This window comes from Halioglobus maricola, from assembly GCF_009388985.1.
GTDB lineage: Bacteria > Pseudomonadota > Gammaproteobacteria > Pseudomonadales > Halieaceae > Halioglobus > Halioglobus maricola.
In genome coordinates this window covers 923439-943083 of sequence record NZ_CP036422.1, presented here as the reverse complement: position 1 = coordinate 943083, position 19645 = coordinate 923439, and the positions used below count along the sequence as shown (strand labels likewise).

The following is a 19645-nucleotide window of genomic DNA, read 5'->3' as shown; positions in this document are numbered from 1 at the left end:
ATTAATCTCCGTGACCCGATGCTTTGGCAGCGGCACCTTTAAGCTCTCCCGCGCGCCAGCGCACATACATCATAGCCGTCACAAACAGCGTGACTACCGCGACCATACCCACGATGGCCACTGGATTCGAAGGGTCTGCAAACAACGCAACGACCAGACGCATAAAATAGAGCAACAGGACAAAACAGAGCCAGATATAGCTGCGCAGGTTATCCTGGCGCATACCCGGCACAAAAATCAGCAGCGGCACGAGAAAAGCGATCCACACAATCCATGGCGCCGCACTGTTCCAGACTTCAGCCACCTGCACCATAAATAGTACGACGAGGCTCACCCAGACGATCACCCGCGCGTAGTCGGCCTTTGTCTTCATACTTTCTCTCCTACTGCCAGTCGTGCCACCCGCGAACCCAGGGCCCGGCAAAGAGCGGCCTCATTGTCATCCAGAGCAAGATTATTTTGCGGCCCCGCCCAGTGTGAGGCTCCGTATGGTGTACCGCCAGACGTGGCGCTCATAAGCCCACTTTCGCTGTAGGGTAAACCCGCGATAACCATACCGTGGTGAAGGAGAGGCAACATCATGCTGAGCAATGTCGATTCCTGACCACCGTGCATACTCGAGGTAGATGTGAACACCGCTGCAGGCTTGTCGATCATGGCACCGGACAACCACAGGCTGGACGTCTGGTCGACAAAGTACTTGAGCGGCGCGGCCATATTGCCAAAGCGCGTGGGGCTGCCAAGCACTAGACCTGCGCAGTCGCGCAAGTCCTCCTGCTCGCAATACAATGGCCCCGATTCAGGAATATCATCTTCCGTCTGTTCGGTATTGGCTGAGATCGCCGGCACCGTCCGCAAGCGAGCACTGATGCCGCTCACTTTTTCAATTCCACGCGCGACTTGCTGCGCCATCTCGGCAGTGGCGCCCTGACGGGAATAGTAGAGCACCAGAATAAATGGCTGTGACATCAGCTGATCAAATCCAATACGTTTTCAGGAGGGCGACCCAACACGGCGCGATCACCCCGGACGACAATCGGGCGCTCGATCAGTTTAGGGTGGCCAGCCATGGCGGCGACAATGTCATCATCGCTGGAATCTTTGCCCAGACCATTTCCCCTATAGGCATCTTCTCCCCTGCGCACCAGCTGGGCTGCGGTAATACCGAGCTTACCGAGCAGTTCGCGAATCTCGCCCTCTCCCGGGCAAGTCTCCAGATAGAGCACGATTTCAGGCTCAATACCGTGCTCTTGCAGCAGCGCCAGAGTGCTACGCGACTTGGAACAGCGGGGGTTGTGGTAGAGGGTGAACTGACTCATCAGGGGCTCCAGCGGTACATTGATACAGCGCCGCAGTATACCAAAGGGGTTTAGCCGCGGGGCCATCAATCAGGCATAATAAAGCAATGGAACATTATCAGGACAAGATGCGCGGAGCGTGGCGGCGAGCATGCTATCTATTCTCGCGCTTTCGCGAGGACCGCTGTTCCGAAAACGCCGCAGCGCTCACCTATATGAGCCTGTTTGCCATGGTACCTTTGCTGACCGTGCTCTACACAATGGCCTCCGCCATTCCCACGTTCCAGGGCCTGGAAGAGCAAATGCAGGAATTCCTGTTTCAGCACCTGATGCCCGATACCAGTTCCGATGTAGAGAGCTATCTCAGCGATTTTTCTCGCCAGGCCAAGAATCTGACAGGCCCCGGCATCATTTTCCTGGTGATCACTGCCGTACTGATGCTGCGCAACATCGAGAAGGCTTTCAACCTGATCTGGCGCGCCCGCGAAAACCGCAGCGCGGTCTCCAGTTTTCTGCTGTACTGGGCCGTACTGAGCCTTGCGCCTGTAGCGCTGGGCCTCGCGCTGGGCATCAGCACCTACCTCTCGTCGTTCTCACACATGCTCGACGACTACGACATCTTCGGCGCCAAAGCGTTTCTGCTGAAAATCTCACCCATTCTGCTCAGCAGCGCAGCGTTTACCCTGCTCTACATTGCTGTGCCCAACTGCCGCGTGCCTTTCAAGCACACGATCGTCGGTGGCGTGGTGACTGCCTTGGCATTTCATGGCGCGCGCACGGTATTCACCGACCTGGTCGTTGGCTCAAGCTACACCTTCATCTACGGTGCCTTCGCCGCGGTGCCCCTGTTCCTGCTCTGGATATATTTGTCCTGGAATATCGTACTGATGGGCGGGATTCTGGTTCACAGCCTTTCGGCTTACCAGAATGCAGAACAGGCCAGCCGTCCCAATGTCCTCAAGGCGTTGGATGTCCTGTACCTGTTCTGGACCAAGCAACAGGCCGGTGAGAGCGTGCGTGAGATCGAACTGCTCAACAGCAGCCATCGCGTCACCAAGGGGCTGGATAGCGTCACCTGGCGCGCCCTGCGTGACATCTTTATTGAACACCGGGTCATCACCCAGAACGACCGCGGTAACTATCTGCTGGCGCGAGACTTGCACAGCCTTCCTTTCTGGCAACTCAAAGCCTGGGTGAATGAAGAACAGCCGCTGGAACGGGAAGATATCAGCGCGCATTTGAACTGGCAGGAAAACGCCTACCAACTGCTGCGCGGCCAGCGTACGCAACAACAAGAACTGATGCATATGAGCCTCGTGGAGCTTTACGAACAGTGAAAAAATTAGCCACCCTACTCCTGACAGCCCTGCTGGTCGCTTGCAGCAACGGAGATTCCTCTGCCCCGGAAGGGCTAAACCTCGAGAACTACCAGGGGCGCTGGCTAGTAATCAACTACTGGGCAGAGTGGTGCAAACCCTGCATCGAAGAGATACCGGAGCTCAACGTACTGGATGCCAGCTATCCTCAGGTCGCGGTCCTGGGCGTCAACTTCGACGGAGCAACCGGCGTGCCGCTGGCGCAACAGGTGAAAAAGCTCGGCATTGAATTCCCGATTCTGGCACTGGACCCGGCCGATACGCTGCAAGTAGAGCGCCCGGTAGTCCTGCCTGCGACCTTCATCCTCAACCCAGACGGCAAACTGGTACATAGCCTGGTGGGGCCACAGACACTGGAATCGTTGGCCATGGCAACCGGGCAGGTGAGCATCCCGGTCGAAGAGCCTGAATCCACGCAGGAGAATAGCCTGCCGCGCTGAACAGTAGTACCGACAAAGCAACGACAAGAATACAAATAAGAAGCAACAAGGTGACCTTAGTGACTTATAGAAAAATACAGGCAGGCCGACTGCCTCTGGCATTTCTCACAGCCTTCTCCCTGGCAGTCATAAGCCATACGGCAGCGGCGGATACTCGCTACGTTGATGGCAGCGGCGGGGGCTGCGGCGGTAACTCTCCCTGCACCACGACAGTTCAAGCCGCTGTGGACGCCGCTACGATTCCGGCGGATATTCGCATTTTCCCGGGCAATTACAGCGAGTCGCTGGATCTGGGCACTATGAATGGAAGCTCTCCTGGGACTATCAGCTTTCAAGCCCTGAACGCGGGTGGCTCTCCGGCTGTTGGCACAGTTACCCTGTCCTCGCCCGACGCAGGCGCCGCAATGGGAATGGGCACGACTCTGGTGGGCACTCTCAGCGTCTATGGTATTAACTTTGTCAGCCCAAGCGCGGCTGGCCTACTCATGTCCGTACAGGGAAATGTCAATCTGGCCGACCTCGTTGCCAACAACACAGGTGAAAGCGGCATAGACATCGACTTTATAGGCAATGGGGCCTCTCTGACAGCGACTCGACTGACCGCGAACAATAACGCGGACCGAGGTCTCAATTTCGAGATCGACCCCGAAGTCGATGGAAACCAGCACACTTTCACGCTGATGGACTCTACTGCCAATAACAATAGCAGTACGGGAATTTTTATCGGTAGGGATGAGCAGGTGCAGACCACCATGCAGGTCAACCCCACCCTGCACAGCATTAACGCAAACGGCAATGGGGGTGACGGCATTCGTTTGCGCGCGGCGAACGGCACCGCAACCCTGACTGATATCACAGCCAATGGAAACGAAAGCGATGGACTTGATCTGGAAGATGCCTCGATCGTTGTAATCAGCGACTCCACCTTTCAGGACAATGACACCGAAGCAGAGGGCGACAGCGGCATTGAAGTGGACGCATACAGCAGCCTGAGCATTACCAACGTGGTTGCCAGTGGGCACAGTTCCGGCAAAGGGATTGAAATTGACGGCTGGACCACGAGTGGAGGCGATCCTGATGAAGATCAAATTCTCGGCGATGTCACCATCTCCGAAGTCGATGTGAGCAACAACGGCATCGGTATTCGCATCGACGGGAACATCGCAAACGGTGATATCAATATTGAAATCACTAACTTTGTCGGCAACACCACAGCGGGCTTGATGATTTACGACGACGCCGATCCCACGATGGTCGTCAACGCCATCGGCAACTTCTGGGGTGCGCGTAGCGGCCCCACTCATCCGACGAATAACCCTGCTGGCACAGGCGATGCGGTCGCCGATGCGACCAATGTGATCGACGACTCCGTTGGCACCATCAACTTTGCCCCCTTCAGCGCTACCCGAGTCAGCCTTAGCGTGCCGGTACCCACCGTGCCCGCCCCTCTCTTACTGGTACTGATCGGACTGCTTGGTTTCGCTGTTAGACGCTCACGCTAAAGCAAAAAAAACGCGCAAAAAAAAGCGGCCATCCTTCCGGCTGGCCGCAACACACTCTTCATCTCAAAACAGAGGGATATGAAACCTGGACGAGTCCAGTAAGTTAGCAGCGCAGGAGTCTCAGGTACGCGTTGCAACTGGTAAATATGACCGGCCCCATTTGCCTTAGTTCAAAAAAATTTCCAACTTTTTTCAAACGGCCCAAAACGCGTCAATAAATGGACAGAAACCCGCGAGAGTACTAGGCTTTTCCTCATTCGCCCGGCCGGGCCCTGATCAACAAGGACAGTATGATGAGCAAAATTTTCAACGACAATTCGGAGACCATCGGCGGCACTCCCCTGGTCAAGATCAATAACATCAGCTCAGGCACAATCTATGGCAAGCTGGAGAGCCGCAACCCGGCCATGTCGGTGAAGTGCCGAATTGGCACAGCTATGGTCGCCCAGGCCGAGAAAGATGGCAGCCTGAAACCGGGTATGACCATCGTTGAGCCCACCAGCGGCAACACCGGTATCGCCCTCGCCTTTGTCGCTGCTGCCAAGGGCTACGGCTGCATTCTCACCATGCCAAACTCTTTTAGCCTTGAGCGGCGCATGCTGATGAAGGCGCTAGGGGCGGAAATACGCCTGACTGACGCCACCAAGGGCATCGCCGCGGCGATGCAGGCGGCCGAAGATATTATCGCCTCAGACCCAGACAAATACTGGGGGCCGCACCAGTTCGAGAACCCTGCCAATCCCGCTATCCACGAGGCGACTACCGGGCCAGAAATCTGGAATGACACCGACGGCGCGATCGATATCCTGGTATCTGGCGTAGGCACCGGTGGCACGCTCACAGGCATTTCCCGCTACATCAAAAACACCTGCGGCAAAGCCATTACGACCATCGCCGTGGAACCAGACACAAGCACCATGATTACTGCCACCCTGGCGGGGGAAGAACCAACCCACGCGCCCCATAAGATCCAGGGGATCGGTGCCGGATTTGTCCCTCCTAACCTGGATCTGACCATGGTGGATGGCGTCGAACAGGTGACCAGCGAAGATGCCATGGCGATGGCGCACCGGCTGATGCAAGAAGAAGGCATTCTCGCTGGCGTTTCCTGCGGAGCAGCCATGGTTGTCGCGGACCGGCTCGCACAACGGCCAGAAAACGCAGGCAAGACCATCGTGGCAATCTTGCCCGACTCCGGCGAGCGCTACCTGACCTCACCCCTGTTCGAAGGCAGCTTCTCCGACAACGAGACGGTGCAGGCCACAATCAGCTGATCAGGGCAGCAGGATCGTAGATCCTGTGGTCTTGCGCCCCTCCAGATCAATATGCGCTTGCTGCACATCGGCAAGCGCGTAACGCTGGTTGATCTCCACCTTGATGTCTCCCGCCTTGATACGCGCAAACAAATCTTCACTGGACTGACGCAGATCTGCGCTTGAGGCGGTATAGGCCAGCAAGCTGGGGCGCGTCAGGTACAGCGAGCCTTTGGCAGTTAACGTTTGTATGTCCAGCGGCGCTGGGGAGCCAGAGGCGTTGCCAAAGCTCACCATCAACCCTCGCGGGCGCAGACAGTCCAGTGACATAGCAAACGTATCGGCGCCTACACCATCGTAAACCACTGGCAGCATGGCGCCGCCGGTGATCTCCATCACCCGCTCGACAACGTTCTCGGTGCGGTAATTAATGACATGGGCGTAGCCGTGAGCACGGGCAAGCTCAGCCTTTTCGTCTGAGCCAACGGTACCTATCGCCTCCACCCCGATCGCTGCAGACCACTGGCCGAACAACAAACCAACGCCACCGGCTGCGGCGTGAAACAGGCACTGTTCACCGGACTGCAGCGGGTAAGTGCGCTGAATCAGGTACTCCGTGGTCTGGCCCTTGAGCAGGCAGGCCGCCGCCGTTTCGAAATCTATATCATCGGGCAAGGCCACAAGCCGCTCAGCCGGCAGGTTTACTGCCTCTGCGTAGGACCCAAGGCCGGCCGAGCAATAGGCGACCCGGTCGCCCACAGTGAACTCGGCCCCTTCGCCCACCGCCTCCACCACACCCGCAGCTTCACCGCCCAGGCCTGTGGGTAACGGCACCGGATACAGGCCACTACGGTGATAGGTGTCGATAAAATTGAGGCCAATGGCGTGGTTGCGTACGGTGACCATCCCCGGCCCCGGCGCTTCCAGAGCCTCCTCAATCAGTTGCATTACTTCCGGGCCACCGTTCTCGGTGATGCTGACACGACTAACCATGACTTTCTTCCTGAGGGTGCATGTTTTTCTGCGCTGCAAGTATCCGTGCGCGCTCGCGCACAATCAACACCGCAAGCAACAGCGCAACGCCGGCCATCACCGCGGCAGCGGGAATAAAATCGGTAGCCCCCCAACCCAACAGGTGCAAGCCGGCGAAAATAATAGCCGCCTGGAACATATCCCCCAGGCGCTGACCGAAGGGGTCGATAACCGCTCGCGCCTCGTATTTTTCCTGTCGCGACAGCGGCAGGTAGAGCATCTGCCGGGCCGTATTTTGGAGCGAGTAATCGAGGCTGTTCTCCGCGATTTTGAAGTACCGGAACCAGCCGATAATCGGCAACAGGGCCAGCGATGCATAGCCAAGAAAGATCACTATCGGGGTCAACAGAAATGCAAAACTGAAACCGCCAACACGGATTAAGCGCGACACCGCGAAATACTGAATAAGCACACCGAGCAAATTCACAGTGAAATAAAAGCCACCGTAAAAACGCCCCACATAGGTTCCCTTGTCCAGATCAATGCTGCCATCGGCACTGCCGGCAGCATACATCTGTTCGAGAATCGCGGAGAGCAGGTACTCGCCGGTGGTATTTACCAGATTGAGTACAATGACAAATGCTGCCATCAGCATCAGGTAGCGTCGGCTGAGTACCAACTGGAAGCCGGCGAACACAGAGGTGTGAGTCGCCTCGTCACCACGGCCTTCGCCGCGCGAATCCTCCGGCACCGACAAGGTCGCCCACTGAGCTGGCACGGCAGCCAGCGCGAGGGTGATGGCGCCCGCGATCATCAAACCGTAGGCATTCATATAAATAACCAGCTCCCGGGATACCGCAGAGCCTACCCACGCTCCAACAGACGCTCCCAGGGCCACTATGACGAACAGCCGCTCCCCTGCCTCCCGGCTGTAAAGCTCCGAGGCAAAGGCCCAGAACTGGGCGATGATGAGCACACTGTAGGCACCCAGCCAGACAAAATAAGGCACAGAAATGGGCAATCCCAGCGAGCCCGCCGCGGCGAAGGCAAGCAAGGTGGCAACGCAAACCATACTGACAATCCGCATATAGCGGTAGCTGTCGTAACGCCGGGAAAACTTACCGTATATAGGAATAAAGAAGAGCAGCAGCAACGCCTGCAGGGCCACGGCGTAACTGCGAATCTCAGCCGTGCCTTCGGTGAGAATCAACATTTCCCGAGCAGGCTTCAACAGATAGGCGGTGAACAGAATCAGGAACAACGTGGCGAACATGGCCACGACACCCCGGGTTTCCCCAGGACGAAGTTCTACACCGAGAAACAGTGTGCGGCGGAGCCAACCCCCGCCGTCTTTGGACTCAGTCGCCAGAGCGCTCAGCCTCCTTCAGGATGCGGTCGCGTCGCTCAAGAATGGCCTCGATCTGGCGAGGGTGCAGGTAGGGGCGCAGTTCTGCAGTCAGATTTTCCATATTCAGGCTCTGTAGCCGGGACATGAGCAGGTCAGACACTTCCAAATCTACCTTGGCATATTGCTTGGGCCGACGATCAGAGGTACGAAATGCCAGGCTGTGATCGATAAAGCGCAACATAAAGGACTTCTTGTCCCACAGGATATTAGTGAGATTGCGATCGGTATTGTGGGTGAGGATATCGAACACAAACCGCATCCGGTATTGCTCCCACTGCTTGCAGTAGCTCTCGAAAGGCAAATCCTGTTCCAGACGGTCGCGCTCGTTGATCGCGCCGGTGACCCAATCGGACAGAGCACCCTCACGATCCCGGACTTCAGAGATCACTGCCGTGGGCACCATCTCCATGCCCAGCATACGATCGAGTTTGTAGGCGGCGACATCGTATTGATAGCGATCGCTGTCGTTGTAACGTCGGCTGATGTATTTCTTGGCGTCCTGCATACCGGGATTCGTGTCTTCATACTTGAACACTGCATCATTGCTGAAGTCGCCCTGGGTCTGGGTCACCCGCCAGGGGTTGGTGACGCCGGTGCCAATATCTTCCACATTGGACGCGGGCGCGGTGCGCATAAATGCTTCCAACTCCGCATCTTCCATACCCGAGAGACGGCGCGACAGGCTGGTGTTCTCTACGGCCGCCTCGGTGCGTTCGGTGGCTCCAAGATAGTGAATATAGTCCGGACCATCATTGGAAATAAACGCCGCTGCGCGCCCCTTGTATACAGAGCGCAACATACCCGTATCGAGGCGAATGACCAGGCCATCCATACGGGATATGGCGGTACCCCGGCTGGGATCGTGGCCCACAACAAGTTGCTTCGCGCCGGATTTCTTGAGGAATTTTTCAGTGTTGAAAGATTCTGACAGCGGATGGCAGCGACTGGTACCGCGGTACCATGTAGGCGCATTAAACGGATCGAATAGCAGATACTCCTGAGCTGCGAAGACCAACTGTACATCCTTGAACCAATCTGGCTTTGACCGCGGGTTGGCGGCTGCAAAGTCTTCCACCCGCGCGTTCAGGAAATTGAGCCGATCCTGCCGACCGACATAGCTGGGCAACTGGCCGGCCGCGTCCAGTGATTCCACCGCGGCCAGATAACCCTGAAGCTCGCCCTGTAGCTTTTGGTTCAACTCCTTCAGATTCATATCGGTAATCGTCGAGGAGATACCGCCATGCATATAGAGCTTGTCATTGACCTTAACCGCAAATGGCCGTTTGGAGAGCCAGGCACCCAACTCGCCACTGGTGGCGTAGGCCTTGCGCAGGCCGATAAAGCCGGGCGCAACAGCCTTGTCAAAATCAGCCCGGGTCGCGCCCGGCGAGTATTTCTGGTATTCGGCGAACAGCGCGTCGCGCTCGGCGGCGGTCTCGTCTGCAGCAAACGCGGAGAATTCGGCTTTGGACACATAAGAGAGGTTACCGGTAAGCACCATGACCTCGTGGTTCCCCAGCGCCATATGCACCGCGCCACCAGCTTGCCTGGCCTGGCCCTCCAGTTTCATCAGCAATTCGACCACATCGCGGGAGCCCGGCCCCCGGTCTATCAGGTCACCGACAGACACCAAGTGCGTATTGCCGCCGCTCCAGTTCAATTGATCGTCGATAACATCGACTTCCTGAAGCAGGGTTACCCAGTCGTCAAAGGCGCCGTGGACATCGGCAAAGGCCACCACGCGAGCATCGGTGCGAACTTCATAGTCGGCAGCGCGCGCGGTCAGGGCGAAACATAAGGCAAGCAGAACACAGAGCAATCGGGCGGGCATTTGTGCGATCCAATCCAGTCATTGATTCGACTAAAAGTGTAGTGCCAAATCGAGGATTTAGCACGTGCTGCGCCGGTTCAGTCTATCCAGCCGAGGACATCGCGGACAATTGACCAGCGCGGCTGGCGCGATTCAGCGGCCCCGCCAAGCATCCAGTAGTTGTACATGGCGTCCGTTGTGCCCTCCATGCGCTTGAGCTCGACCCAGTTGTTGAGGAATTCGATGGTTTCAATATCGCCCTTGGGTACAGCGTAGGCCGCGGGATAGCCCACCTTGGCCGGCGGCTCAATCACCGTAAAACGGGGATAGCGATAGGCGTAGGCGCTGCCTTCTTCTACCGTGAGCACCAGCGCATCGGCGCCGTGCGTGTCGTCGGTGAAAAATGCCTCGGCCGACTCTAGCCTGACGAACTCTGCATTGGGGATGAGGTGTTTGAGCCGCTCTTCATGATAATTGGAATGAATCAGGGCCACTCGCAGCTCTGGCTGGCTGCGCAAAGCCTCCAGGTCGTCGAAGATGTGCCGCTGGTGGTCCAGTGCCACAAACGCCAACCGCAACTCGAGGTAGGCACGCGAAAAACTGGCCATAGTGAACCGGTCTGGCAGGCTGGCGATACACGACATCGCCACGTCGATCTGGCCCGAATCCAGCATCGGCTTGAGCTCATCAAATTCGAAGGGCACAAATTCCAGCTCCACCCCCAGGTCGATCGCCAGATATTGCGCCATCTCAACATCAAAGCCGACCAGTTTGCCGGCAGGGGTAATAAAGCTGCAGGGCAGATTGTCAGGACGATAGCCCACCTGCAACACACCCGTTTCAAAGATATGGTCCAGTCTGGCCCCCTCCATCCGGGTCACGTCTCGCTCCGGCACTTCAGTGCTCACCGTGAAGGGCAGCCACTCATTGGATAGCGATACGTTGGCCAGCACCTCATCGCGCGGCGCCGGGGGCGGCACAAATACCTCAAAGTAGACTCTCAACCCGGCGATCATGACCACCATGGCGAGCGCCGAAATAACGAGGTAGCGCACCATGGACTGCGCGGACACCTTGAGCCTGCCCACCAGCGCCAGGCTGCCGATAACAGACAGCACAATGATGTGCAGGGCCGCCAGCATCGCGCCAAAACGCCCAACCACAATACCCGTCACCAGGAACAGCTGGAACATATCGGCGGGAATCTTGAGCGAGTTCAGCATATAGGGGACGGCGACATTGATACTCCCGAACAGGCTCAGCAGCCCACCAAATGCCAACGACACCCTGTCCCCAAAAGCCAGGTCCACATCGGTAAACCACGCCGAGAACAGCACGAACAACAGCACCAGCAGCTTGCCCAGGGAGGGGAAATTGAACGACACCGGCACCAGGATATCGACGGCCGACTGGGCGTCCTCACTGTCTGCGCCGTGGCGTTTGAGCAGCGCTTTACAGTTCTCGGCGATCTGCGGCAACACCACAAACTGATTGCCCGTGGCGAAAGCCGTAACCAGCGGATCGCGGAAGGTATTGAATACATCTTTGAACGGGATACCGCTCATGGCGGAGATCAGTCCTGGGAAAATCCAGAAAGTAATCAACAGGGCCAGGGCAATATACGTCACCAGATAGACCTGCACACGGCCTACCTCATCGATGGTCATGGTGCCGGCCGCTGCAGCAGCGATGGCAAAGATACCGAAGGGCGTTAGCTGCACCACCAGCTGATTGATACGCGCCATGGCGGCCGCAATGCTGTCAAAAAACTTGAGAATTTCCTGTTTCTCATCGATGGTGATGAGCGACACCCCCACCAGAATACTGAACAGCACCACAGCCGGGACCAGATTATTGGTCAGGGAATAAAAGATGTTGGCGGGTAGATACAGCTCCAATAAGTTGACCTCCTCTACAAACAGAGGTGCGGCACTACCGAAGAAAGAGGCCGTGTCGATATCCGGGAAGGCCAGGGCGGCGCAGAAGATCAGGGTAAGAGCCATCGCCCAGATGAACAGCAACACCACTACACCGCGCCAGGCAAGATTGCGAGCGTGGGCCATACTCATGTGGCCGATACCAGAGATCAGGGATGCAATAATGTAGGGCAATACAGTGATTTGCAGTAACTGGACGAAGACGTCACCGACGACTTTCATCCACGCCACCATTTCACCGAAGAAAAGGCCCGTTGCGACGCCAGCCAGCAGGCCGATCAGTATTCTTCCAGACAGTGTCATAGCTGCGCTGTTATTCCCCTAGATAGTCGCCGATAATAGCAGATGATGATTTAAGGGAGACAGCGCAAGTGCTGGAAGAATTGGAACTGGACCGCGGCCTGCGCCTGAGCATGTCGGAGTTGGGATTTGAACAGGCCACTGAAGTACAGCAGGCCGTGGTGCCCGCGGTTCTGGAGGGCAGCGACCTGCGCGTAACCGCCGAGACAGGCAGCGGCAAAACCCTGGCCTACCTGCTGCCGGCGCTGCAACGTATGTTGGCCAACAAACCCAACCGCAATGCCGGCGCCCTCGCAGTGGTGCTGGTGCCTACTCGCGAGCTCGCCCGGCAAGTGCTGAAGAACTGTCGCGACCTGATGGCCAAGACACCGCTGTCGGCACAGGCCATTACAGGCGGTGCCGATTTCAAATACCAGAGAGCCCTGCTGCGCAAAAACCCGGAAGTCATTATCGCCACCCCGGGCAGGTTGCTCGAACACTGTGAGAAACGCAGTGCCGATCTCGCCTCGCTCCAGACCCTGGTACTGGATGAGGCCGACCGCATGCTGGACATGGGCTTTCGCGATGAGGTGCTAAAGGTTGCCGAATACTGTGGCGACAAGCGCCAGGTCATCCTGCTCTCGGCCACGCTGCGGCACAAGGGCCTGGCAATTGTCACCAAGGAGCTGCTGCACGAGCCCAAGACCATCACCGTGAATGAAGTCCGCGCCCCCCACAGCAGCATTCATCACCAGCGCATCCTGGCAGACAGCCAGGAACACAAAGACCGGCTGTTAGTGGCCCTCATGCAAAACGGAGGATTCACCCGTGCCCTGGTATTCGCCAATAAGCGAATAACCGCGGAACGCCTGTCTGGCTTGATGGGGCACCACGACCTGCGTTGCGGCTCCCTGCATGGCGACCTCAGTACCGAGGAACGCAAACACGTACTCACCCAGTACCGCGACAGCAAGATCGACATCATCTCCGCCTCCGACGTGGCCGCGCGCGGCCTCGATGTAAAAGAGATAGACCTGGTGGTGAATTACGACCTGCCTCGCTCAGGAGACGACTATCTGCACCGCACCGGCCGCACCGGTCGGGCGGGCTCGACCGGGCTGGCGGTGTCGCTAGTGTCCGCCAATGAGTGGAACCTGATGGTCAGCATCCAGCGCTACCTCAAAACAGACTTCGAGAAACGCGCCCTGCCAGGTCTCAAGGCGAAATACGCCGGGCCCAAAAAAACCAAGGGCTCAGGCAAGGCTGCAGGCAGCAAAAAGAAACCCAAGACCACCAAGGCCAAAGCCAAGTCCCGGGCGCGCAATCAAAAGGCCAAAGGGCGCCCAGGCGGTGGCAACAAGCAGCAGAGCAATGACGGCTTCGCCCCGCTGATGAAGAAAAAGAAAACGGACGACTGATGCGCCTGTTTTTCGCCCTGGAGCCCTCCCCAGAGGATGCCAGGGCGATAGCCGAATGGCGCGAGCGGTACCTGCCCGCCCAGGGCAGAGCGGTACCGGCCGCGAACTTCCATATTACCCTGGCGTTTCTCGGCGAGGTGAGCCAGCAGCGACTGGATCGGCTGTGCAGCGCCGTGGACAACACACTGGACGCGGGTGCTCCGTCTACGCTGGAGCTCGGACTCACCGAACCCGGCTATTGGTCCAAACCGCGGATCTGCTGGCTTGGACCAGACCGGTGGCCCAGAGAACTCGATCAACTCGCGCACAAGCTCGACCAATTGGGCGTGGCCGAGGGCTGCAAGCGCAATCGGGGAGAATACCGCCCCCACATCACCCTCTATCGCGGTTGTGATGCACCACCGCCGGCGCCGATACTCGCACCCGACTTCGAGCTTAGCCTGGATCACTTCGCCCTGTTCGAATCACGCCAGGGGCGCACTGGGGTGAGCTATGAGCCGGTCGCCGCCTGGGAACTGCTTTAACAACGCCCGGAACTTGTAAAAGGCTCTACTTGCCCCCAGAGTTCTATAAGACGCAATTCATTCAGCCGGACACCCCTGCAATGACCAATCCCCTTCTGCAAAGCCACTCTCTTCCCCCGTTCTCCACTATTGAGGTGGATCACATCAAGCCCGCCATCGAAAGCCTGATCGAGCGCAACAAGAGCGCCATCGACGCGCTCCTGCAAGAGAGCAGTGAGTTCAACTACGCCAGCCTGCCCGCAGCTATTGAGGCCCTGGACAGCGAGCTCTCGGCCGCCTGGTCGCCAGTGGCCCATCTAAACCATGTGTGCAATTCCGACGAATTGCGCGACGCCTACAACAGTTGCCTGCCACTTCTATCGGAATACGGCACCTGGACGGGCCAGCACGAGGCCATGTATCAGGCCTATCAGCAGATCGCCGACAGCGATGACTACGCCGCTCTAAGCGCAGGCCAGAAGAAAGCACTGGAGCATTCTCTGCGCGACTTCCGCCTGGCAGGCGTGGCCCTGCACGACGAAAAGAAAAAGCGCTACGGCGAGATCAAGGCAAGGCTCTCGGACCTGGGCGCAAAATTCGGCGAGAATGTACTGGACGCGACCAACGCCTGGACCAAGCAGGTGTCTGAAGAGCAACTCGCCGGCCTGCCGGACAGCACTCTGGCTCTGGCCAAACAGGCCGCTCAGCAGCAAGGTGTCGAGGGCTACCTTCTGACCCTGGAGTTCCCCTCTTACTTCCCGGTACTCACCTACTGCGACAATGCCGATCTGCGACGTGAGGTCTATGAGGCCAATGCCACCCGCGCTTCGGAGCTCGGCCCGCATGCCGGCGAGTTCGACAATGCCGAGACCATGGTGGAGACACTCAACCTGCGTCGAGAGCTGGCCCAATTGCTGGACTTCGACAACTACGCCGAGCTCTCTCTGGCCACCAAGATGGCAGATACCCCACCCCAGGTGGTTGAGTTCTTGCGCGAGCTCGCCGCCAAGTCCAGGGCCCAGGCACACACCGAATTCGAGGAACTCGCAGCCTTCGCCAGGGAGTCCCATGGCGTGGCAGAACTGCAGGCGTGGGACGTGAGCTATTACAGCGAAAAGCTGAAGCAGGCGCGCTACGAGGTGTCCCAGGAAGATATCCGCCCCTACCTGCCCGTGAACAAGGTGCTTCCCGGCCTGTTCGAGGTAATCCGTCGCCTGTATGGCGTGACGGTGCGCGAGGTGACCGACTTCGATACTTACCATCCCGACGTTAAACTGTACGCGCTAGTGCGAGATGACGAGGTTATTGCTCACTTCTACCTCGATCTCTACGCCCGCGCCCACAAGCGTGGAGGAGCCTGGATGGACGGCGCCAGCGCGCGCCGCCTGCTGCAAGGGGAAGTGCAGTTACCGGTGGCCTTTCTGGTGTGTAACTTCACACCACCCGTGGGCGACGAGCCCGCCCTGCTCACCCACAATGAACTGACCACGCTGTTCCATGAGTGCGGCCACGGCCTGCACCACATGCTGACTCAACAAACGGTCGCGGCGGTGGCCGGCGTCCACGGTGTGCCCTGGGATGCGGTTGAACTGCCTTCACAGTTCCTTGAGAACTGGTGCTGGGAACCCGAGGCGCTGGCATTCATCTCCGGCCATCACGAAACCGGCGAACCCCTGCCCCAGGCCCTGTTGGACAAAATGCTGGCGGCGAAGAACTTCCAAAGCGGCATGTTCATGGTGCGCCAGCTGGAATTTTCCCTGTTCGATTTCCAATTGCATATCAACTGGGATGGCGGCGATGCAAGCACGGTTCAGCAACTACTGGAAGATGTGCGCAGTGAGGTGGCCGTCGTGCCAATTCCCGCCTTCAATCGATTCCAGAACAGTTTTTCCCACATCTTTGCCGGTGGCTACGCGGCGGGTTACTACAGCTACAAATGGGCAGAAGTGCTTTCAGCGGATGCGTTTTCGCGCTTCGAAGATGAGGGTATTTTTAACCCGGAAACGGGCCGGTCATTCATGCACGAAGTCCTGGAGGTAGGCGGCTCGAAAGAACCGATGGAGGCTTTTGTCGCTTTCCGCGGCCGCGAGCCCAGCATCGAGCCACTATTGCGACACAGTGGTATCGCAGCCTGACTAGTTAAGGGTGGATAACACCGCCCGCACCTCGGCGCGAGTATCGTCTATCGCGGTAACCACCGCGTCGGTAGCGGAGCTCTGCTCCGCCATCTGGGCCCAGTTTGAGCTCCAGACTGCCTTAAGCACTGCAGCAGAGGCCACTACGGCCTCGCCACAGGTGCCACTCAGATCGTTGATCAACCCTACCTTGACCCAACCATCGCGGGGGCTGCCCCGCTCCAGATCACGATCGTAGTGAGCGGCATAAACCACTTGCTCCAACTCAGCCAACTGTAACAGCAGCTCAAAGGATGCCTCGCGCACATTGCTGTTGTGCTCAGTGACCTCCAGCCGCCAGACGTTATACGAAAAACCCACCAGGGCAAACAGCACGCTGAACAGTGCTGTCGCCTGATAGACCTTTAGCCGTGTTTCAGTAACGCCACTCAAACGTGAAGCGCCCTCAGTCCTCGCTGCCCAGCCACTTGTAGGCGATGCCTGCAAGCGCTGCGCCTACGATGGGCGCTATCCAGAACAACCACAGCTGACTGATCGCCCAGCCACCCTCATACAGGGCTACGCCCGTGGAACGGGCGGGGTTGACCGAGGTGTTAGTCACGGGAATGCTGATAAGGTGGATGAGCGTCAGGCCCAGGCCAATCGCAATGGGGGCCAGCCCGGCGGGAGCACGCTTGTCTGTCGCCCCGAGGATAATAATCAGGAACATAAAGGTCATCACGACCTCACACACCAGAGCCGCAGTCAGGCTGTAGCCCCCTGGGGAGTGCTCGCCGTAACCGTTGGACGCGAAACCGGCCGTTTCAAAACCGGCGGTACCACTGGCTATCACATACAGCACTCCGCCAGCCACCAGGCCGCCGAGGACCTGGGCGATGATATAAGGCACCAGTTCATTCGCAGGGAAGCGACCGCCAACCAGCAGGCCAACAGACACCGCAGGATTCAAATGACAGCCTGAAATATGGCCAATCGCGAAGGCCATGGTTAGCACGGTTAGACCGAAGGCCAGCGACACGCCGAGCCAGCCAATACCGACCTCGGGCGCACCCGCCGCCAGAACAGCGCTACCGCAACCGCCGAGAACCAACCAGAAGGTGCCGATAAACTCGGCGCCCAGTTTTTTGCTCATGCTCATACTCACCACTCCGTTGTTATTGCTTATTGTCGCCTTGCGGGCGCTACAGGTGTTCCGTATTCACAGACAGATTAGCACAGCACTGTGGGTTGTGTGAGCGCTACCAAACACATGGCCGAAGCCCTAGCCGCGCCAGAGAGCGCTCGCCTTTTGCCCGGGCCCGGAGGCAACCCACACCTCCAACTCCGCCAGGCTATCTCCTTCACACTCGGCAAGTAGCTGCTGCAACAGGTAATGGGAAAACTCTTCCACCGTGGCATTGCGCAGGGGCAGCACCAGGGTGTCGGACTTCAGGAATCGCATTTCCTCCCCGTTGAATCGCACCCGATAATTGTCGCCCTCTTCCGAGATCTCCTGATACAGCGAATCCCCAGCCAACACCATGTATTCGTCGAGCGCCTCGCACACTTTCGCAATGCGGCGCTTATACACGTTGTAGTCGGCGGCAAACCCATTGTCCCCCATGGGCGCGACTATCCGGGCCGACACGGAGTAGTTGTGCCCGTGCAGCCGTTCGCGCTCGGTGGCGGAAAAAATGGTGTAGTGCGCCGCGGAAAACTTATGGCTCTCTTTGTCGATATGCAGTGTTGTAATTCTGGTCATCCGTCCATTGTGGTGCGTGCGTATGTAGAGCGCAACCGGCGGCATCTTGACGGTGCGCATAAAATCATCGACTCTTTTACGCAATTAACTTAACGGCGGATTTATGAAGGCAGCAATAATCACTGGTGCCAGTGTGGGTATTGGCAGGGAGGCAGCGCGCCTTTTCCTGGAACAGGGTTACGCGGTGTACAACCTATCTCGTCGTGCCTGCCCCCTGGATGGCGTGCACAATCTCAGCTGTGACCTTGCCGACAGCGCATCCATAAGAGCTGCCTGCACCGAACTGCAGGCCGCCCTGACGGGGGCCGAACGCGTCACCCTGATCCACAATGCCAGCCAGATGCGCAAGGACATGGCCGACGATTGTGCCAGCGACAGCCTCGCGGCGGTGCTCGACACCAATGTGGTCGCTATCAACAGCCTCAACCAGGCCCTGCTGCCGCTCATGCCCGAAGGCTCAAGCCTGCTCTACGTGGGGTCCACGCTTTCCGAGAAAGCCGTATCGGGCTCGTTTAGTTATGTCATCAGCAAACACGCCCAACTGGGTATGATGCGGGCCACTTGCCAGGACCTCATGGGCAAGGGAATCCACACCGCACTGATCTGCCCGGGGTTCACCGACACCGAGATGTTGCGCACCCACATAGGCACTGACCCCGAAACCGAAAAGGCCATCGGCGCCCTGAACAGCTTCGGCCGCCTGATCGACCCGGTAGAAATCGCTGAACTGCTGCGCTGGGCCCACGACAACCCCGTGATCAACGGCGCCGTGCTGCACGCCAATCTAGGCCAGAAGGAATCCTGATGAGTGAGGTGAGCCCAGGCCAGCTACACGAGCGCCGTGAACGCGTTTTCCTCGTATTGGCGGGCACCTTCCTGTGCGCCATGACGCTGCTGAACATTATTGGTATCACACGCTTCGTACAGCTGGGCCCGATGGCTCTTGCCGTGGGCGTACTGCCTTACCCGCTCACCTTCCTCTGCACCGACCTCATCTGCGAACTCTACGGCCGCAAGCGGGCAAACTTCCTCGTGACCGTGGGCCTGGGCCTGAACTTTATGATTCTCGGTGTGCTGCTGCTGGGCAACGCGCTGCCATCGGTACCGGCGGAATCCATGCCACCCTGGCAAATCCTGCAGTTGGCGGCCCCAGTACACCTGCCCAACGGCGAAACCGTCGAACAGACTGTTGGTCTGTACCAGCTGATTTACGCGACCACCTCAGGCGCCGTTTTCGCTTCGATGCTCGCTTATATCGCAGCCCAGTACTGCGACGTGCAGCTCTTCCACTTCTGGAAGCGTGTAACCAAGGGCAAGTACCTGTGGGTGCGCAATAACTTCTCCACGCTGATGAGCCAGATGGTGGATTCAGTCATGGTAATCACTGTGACCTTTGGTGCGGCGTTCATGCGGGATGAGCTGACGTTCAAAATGATGATGGTGCTGGTTGCGAGCAATTACATCTTCAAGGCTACCGTGGCGCTATTGGATACAGGGCCCTTCTATCTCGGAGTGCACTACCTGCGGAGATATCTGAAACTCGAGCCGGGCGAGACGGCGACGCACGACTGAA

The 19645-nt window shown here is 58.0% G+C and carries 19 protein-coding genes; 9 read left to right on the top strand and 10 right to left on the bottom strand.

Going from position 1 to position 19645, the window contains the following annotated elements:
• Nucleotide 1: 1 nt before the first annotated feature.
• Genes EY643_RS04200 through arsC form a run of 3 tightly spaced genes read right to left on the bottom strand, consistent with a single transcriptional unit; the run spans nt 2 to nt 1319 of the window.
• The gene (locus EY643_RS04200) at nt 2-373 is read right to left on the bottom strand and encodes a DUF2069 domain-containing protein (RefSeq protein WP_152661010.1); all 372 of its coding nucleotides are present in this window, start codon (nt 371-373) and stop codon (nt 2-4) included.
• Entirely contained in the window at nt 370-969 is a 600-nt protein-coding gene (wrbA, locus tag EY643_RS04195; protein WP_152661009.1) for an NAD(P)H:quinone oxidoreductase, read from the bottom strand. Before wrbA ends, EY643_RS04200 begins: the two co-directional genes overlap by 4 nt.
• Nucleotides 969-1319: an arsenate reductase (glutaredoxin) gene (arsC, locus tag EY643_RS04190; protein ID WP_152661008.1), complete on the bottom strand. Its 351-nt coding sequence runs from the start codon at nt 1317-1319 to the stop codon at nt 969-971. Before arsC ends, wrbA begins: the two co-directional genes overlap by 1 nt.
• Before the next feature lie 86 nt (nt 1320-1405).
• Between arsC and EY643_RS04185 the strand changes: the two genes are divergently transcribed.
• From EY643_RS04185 to cysK, 4 genes are all read left to right on the top strand, one after another.
• Nucleotides 1406-2635, top strand: coding sequence for a YihY family inner membrane protein (locus EY643_RS04185; protein WP_152661007.1), 1230 nt, complete (start codon nt 1406-1408; stop codon nt 2633-2635).
• The gene (locus tag EY643_RS04180) at nt 2632-3114 is read left to right on the top strand and encodes a TlpA family protein disulfide reductase (protein WP_152661006.1); all 483 of its coding nucleotides are present in this window, start codon (nt 2632-2634) and stop codon (nt 3112-3114) included. Before EY643_RS04185 ends, EY643_RS04180 begins: the two co-directional genes overlap by 4 nt.
• Before the next feature lie 59 nt (nt 3115-3173).
• A complete protein-coding gene (locus EY643_RS04175; RefSeq protein ID WP_152661005.1) occupies nt 3174-4616 on the top strand; it encodes a right-handed parallel beta-helix repeat-containing protein in 1443 nt (480 codons plus the stop codon).
• A 293-nt stretch (nt 4617-4909) separates the two neighbouring features.
• Nucleotides 4910-5890 carry a cysteine synthase A gene (gene cysK / locus EY643_RS04170; RefSeq protein ID WP_152661004.1) on the top strand — a complete coding sequence of 327 codons (981 nt, stop codon included), beginning with the start codon at nt 4910-4912 and terminating at the stop codon, nt 5888-5890.
• Here cysK and EY643_RS04165 read toward each other — a convergent pair whose 3' ends face one another.
• The 4 genes from EY643_RS04165 to EY643_RS04150 all read right to left on the bottom strand — a co-directional run bounded on the left by EY643_RS04165 (nt 5891) and on the right by EY643_RS04150 (nt 12299).
• Nucleotides 5891-6862 carry a quinone oxidoreductase family protein gene (locus tag EY643_RS04165; protein WP_152661003.1) on the bottom strand — a complete coding sequence of 324 codons (972 nt, stop codon included), beginning with the start codon at nt 6860-6862 and terminating at the stop codon, nt 5891-5893.
• Nucleotides 6855-8114, bottom strand: a complete 1260-nt coding sequence (locus EY643_RS04160; RefSeq protein ID WP_152661002.1) for an NTP/NDP exchange transporter — start codon at nt 8112-8114, stop codon at nt 6855-6857. The genes EY643_RS04165 and EY643_RS04160 overlap by 8 nt, the downstream gene beginning before the upstream one ends.
• A gap of 85 nt (nt 8115-8199) precedes the next feature.
• Nucleotides 8200-10080: a metallophosphoesterase gene (locus tag EY643_RS04155; protein ID WP_152661001.1), complete on the bottom strand. Its 1881-nt coding sequence runs from the start codon at nt 10078-10080 to the stop codon at nt 8200-8202.
• Nucleotides 10081-10157: 77 nt separating this feature from the next.
• Complete coding sequence (locus tag EY643_RS04150; RefSeq protein WP_152661000.1) at nt 10158-12299, bottom strand: cation:dicarboxylate symporter family transporter; 2142 nt, start codon at nt 12297-12299, stop codon at nt 10158-10160.
• Nucleotides 12300-12367: 68 nt separating this feature from the next.
• On the opposite strand from EY643_RS04150, the gene EY643_RS04145 reads away from it, so the two are divergent.
• The 3 genes from EY643_RS04145 (at nt 12368) to prlC (ending at nt 16331) form a co-directional block, all read left to right on the top strand.
• On the top strand, nt 12368-13693 hold the full coding sequence (locus EY643_RS04145) for a DEAD/DEAH box helicase (RefSeq protein WP_152660999.1): 1326 nt from the start codon (nt 12368-12370) through the stop codon (nt 13691-13693).
• Entirely contained in the window at nt 13693-14217 is a 525-nt protein-coding gene (thpR, locus tag EY643_RS04140) for an RNA 2',3'-cyclic phosphodiesterase (protein WP_152660998.1), read from the top strand. Before EY643_RS04145 ends, thpR begins: the two co-directional genes overlap by 1 nt.
• A gap of 80 nt (nt 14218-14297) precedes the next feature.
• On the top strand, nt 14298-16331 hold the full coding sequence (gene prlC / locus EY643_RS04135) for an oligopeptidase A (RefSeq protein WP_152660997.1): 2034 nt from the start codon (nt 14298-14300) through the stop codon (nt 16329-16331).
• On the opposite strand, the gene EY643_RS04130 is transcribed toward prlC, so the two are convergent.
• From EY643_RS04130 to EY643_RS04120, 3 genes are all read right to left on the bottom strand, one after another.
• Nucleotides 16332-16763 carry a hypothetical protein gene (locus EY643_RS04130; protein ID WP_152660996.1) on the bottom strand — a complete coding sequence of 144 codons (432 nt, stop codon included), beginning with the start codon at nt 16761-16763 and terminating at the stop codon, nt 16332-16334. It abuts the gene before it with no gap.
• Nucleotides 16764-16776: 13 nt separating this feature from the next.
• Nucleotides 16777-17469: an aquaporin Z gene (aqpZ, locus tag EY643_RS04125; protein WP_152660995.1), complete on the bottom strand. Its 693-nt coding sequence runs from the start codon at nt 17467-17469 to the stop codon at nt 16777-16779.
• A gap of 123 nt (nt 17470-17592) precedes the next feature.
• A complete protein-coding gene (locus EY643_RS04120; RefSeq protein ID WP_338035561.1) occupies nt 17593-18132 on the bottom strand; it encodes a 6-pyruvoyl trahydropterin synthase family protein in 540 nt (179 codons plus the stop codon).
• Between the two features lie 43 nt (nt 18133-18175).
• Between EY643_RS04120 and EY643_RS04115 the strand changes: the two genes are divergently transcribed.
• Together EY643_RS04115 and EY643_RS04110 are read left to right on the top strand one after the other, a co-directional pair.
• Nucleotides 18176-18877, top strand: coding sequence for an SDR family NAD(P)-dependent oxidoreductase (locus EY643_RS04115; RefSeq protein WP_152660994.1), 702 nt, complete (start codon nt 18176-18178; stop codon nt 18875-18877).
• Nucleotides 18877-19644 carry a queuosine precursor transporter gene (locus tag EY643_RS04110; protein WP_152660993.1) on the top strand — a complete coding sequence of 256 codons (768 nt, stop codon included), beginning with the start codon at nt 18877-18879 and terminating at the stop codon, nt 19642-19644. The genes EY643_RS04115 and EY643_RS04110 overlap by 1 nt, the downstream gene beginning before the upstream one ends.
• Nucleotide 19645: the final 1 nt, after the last annotated feature.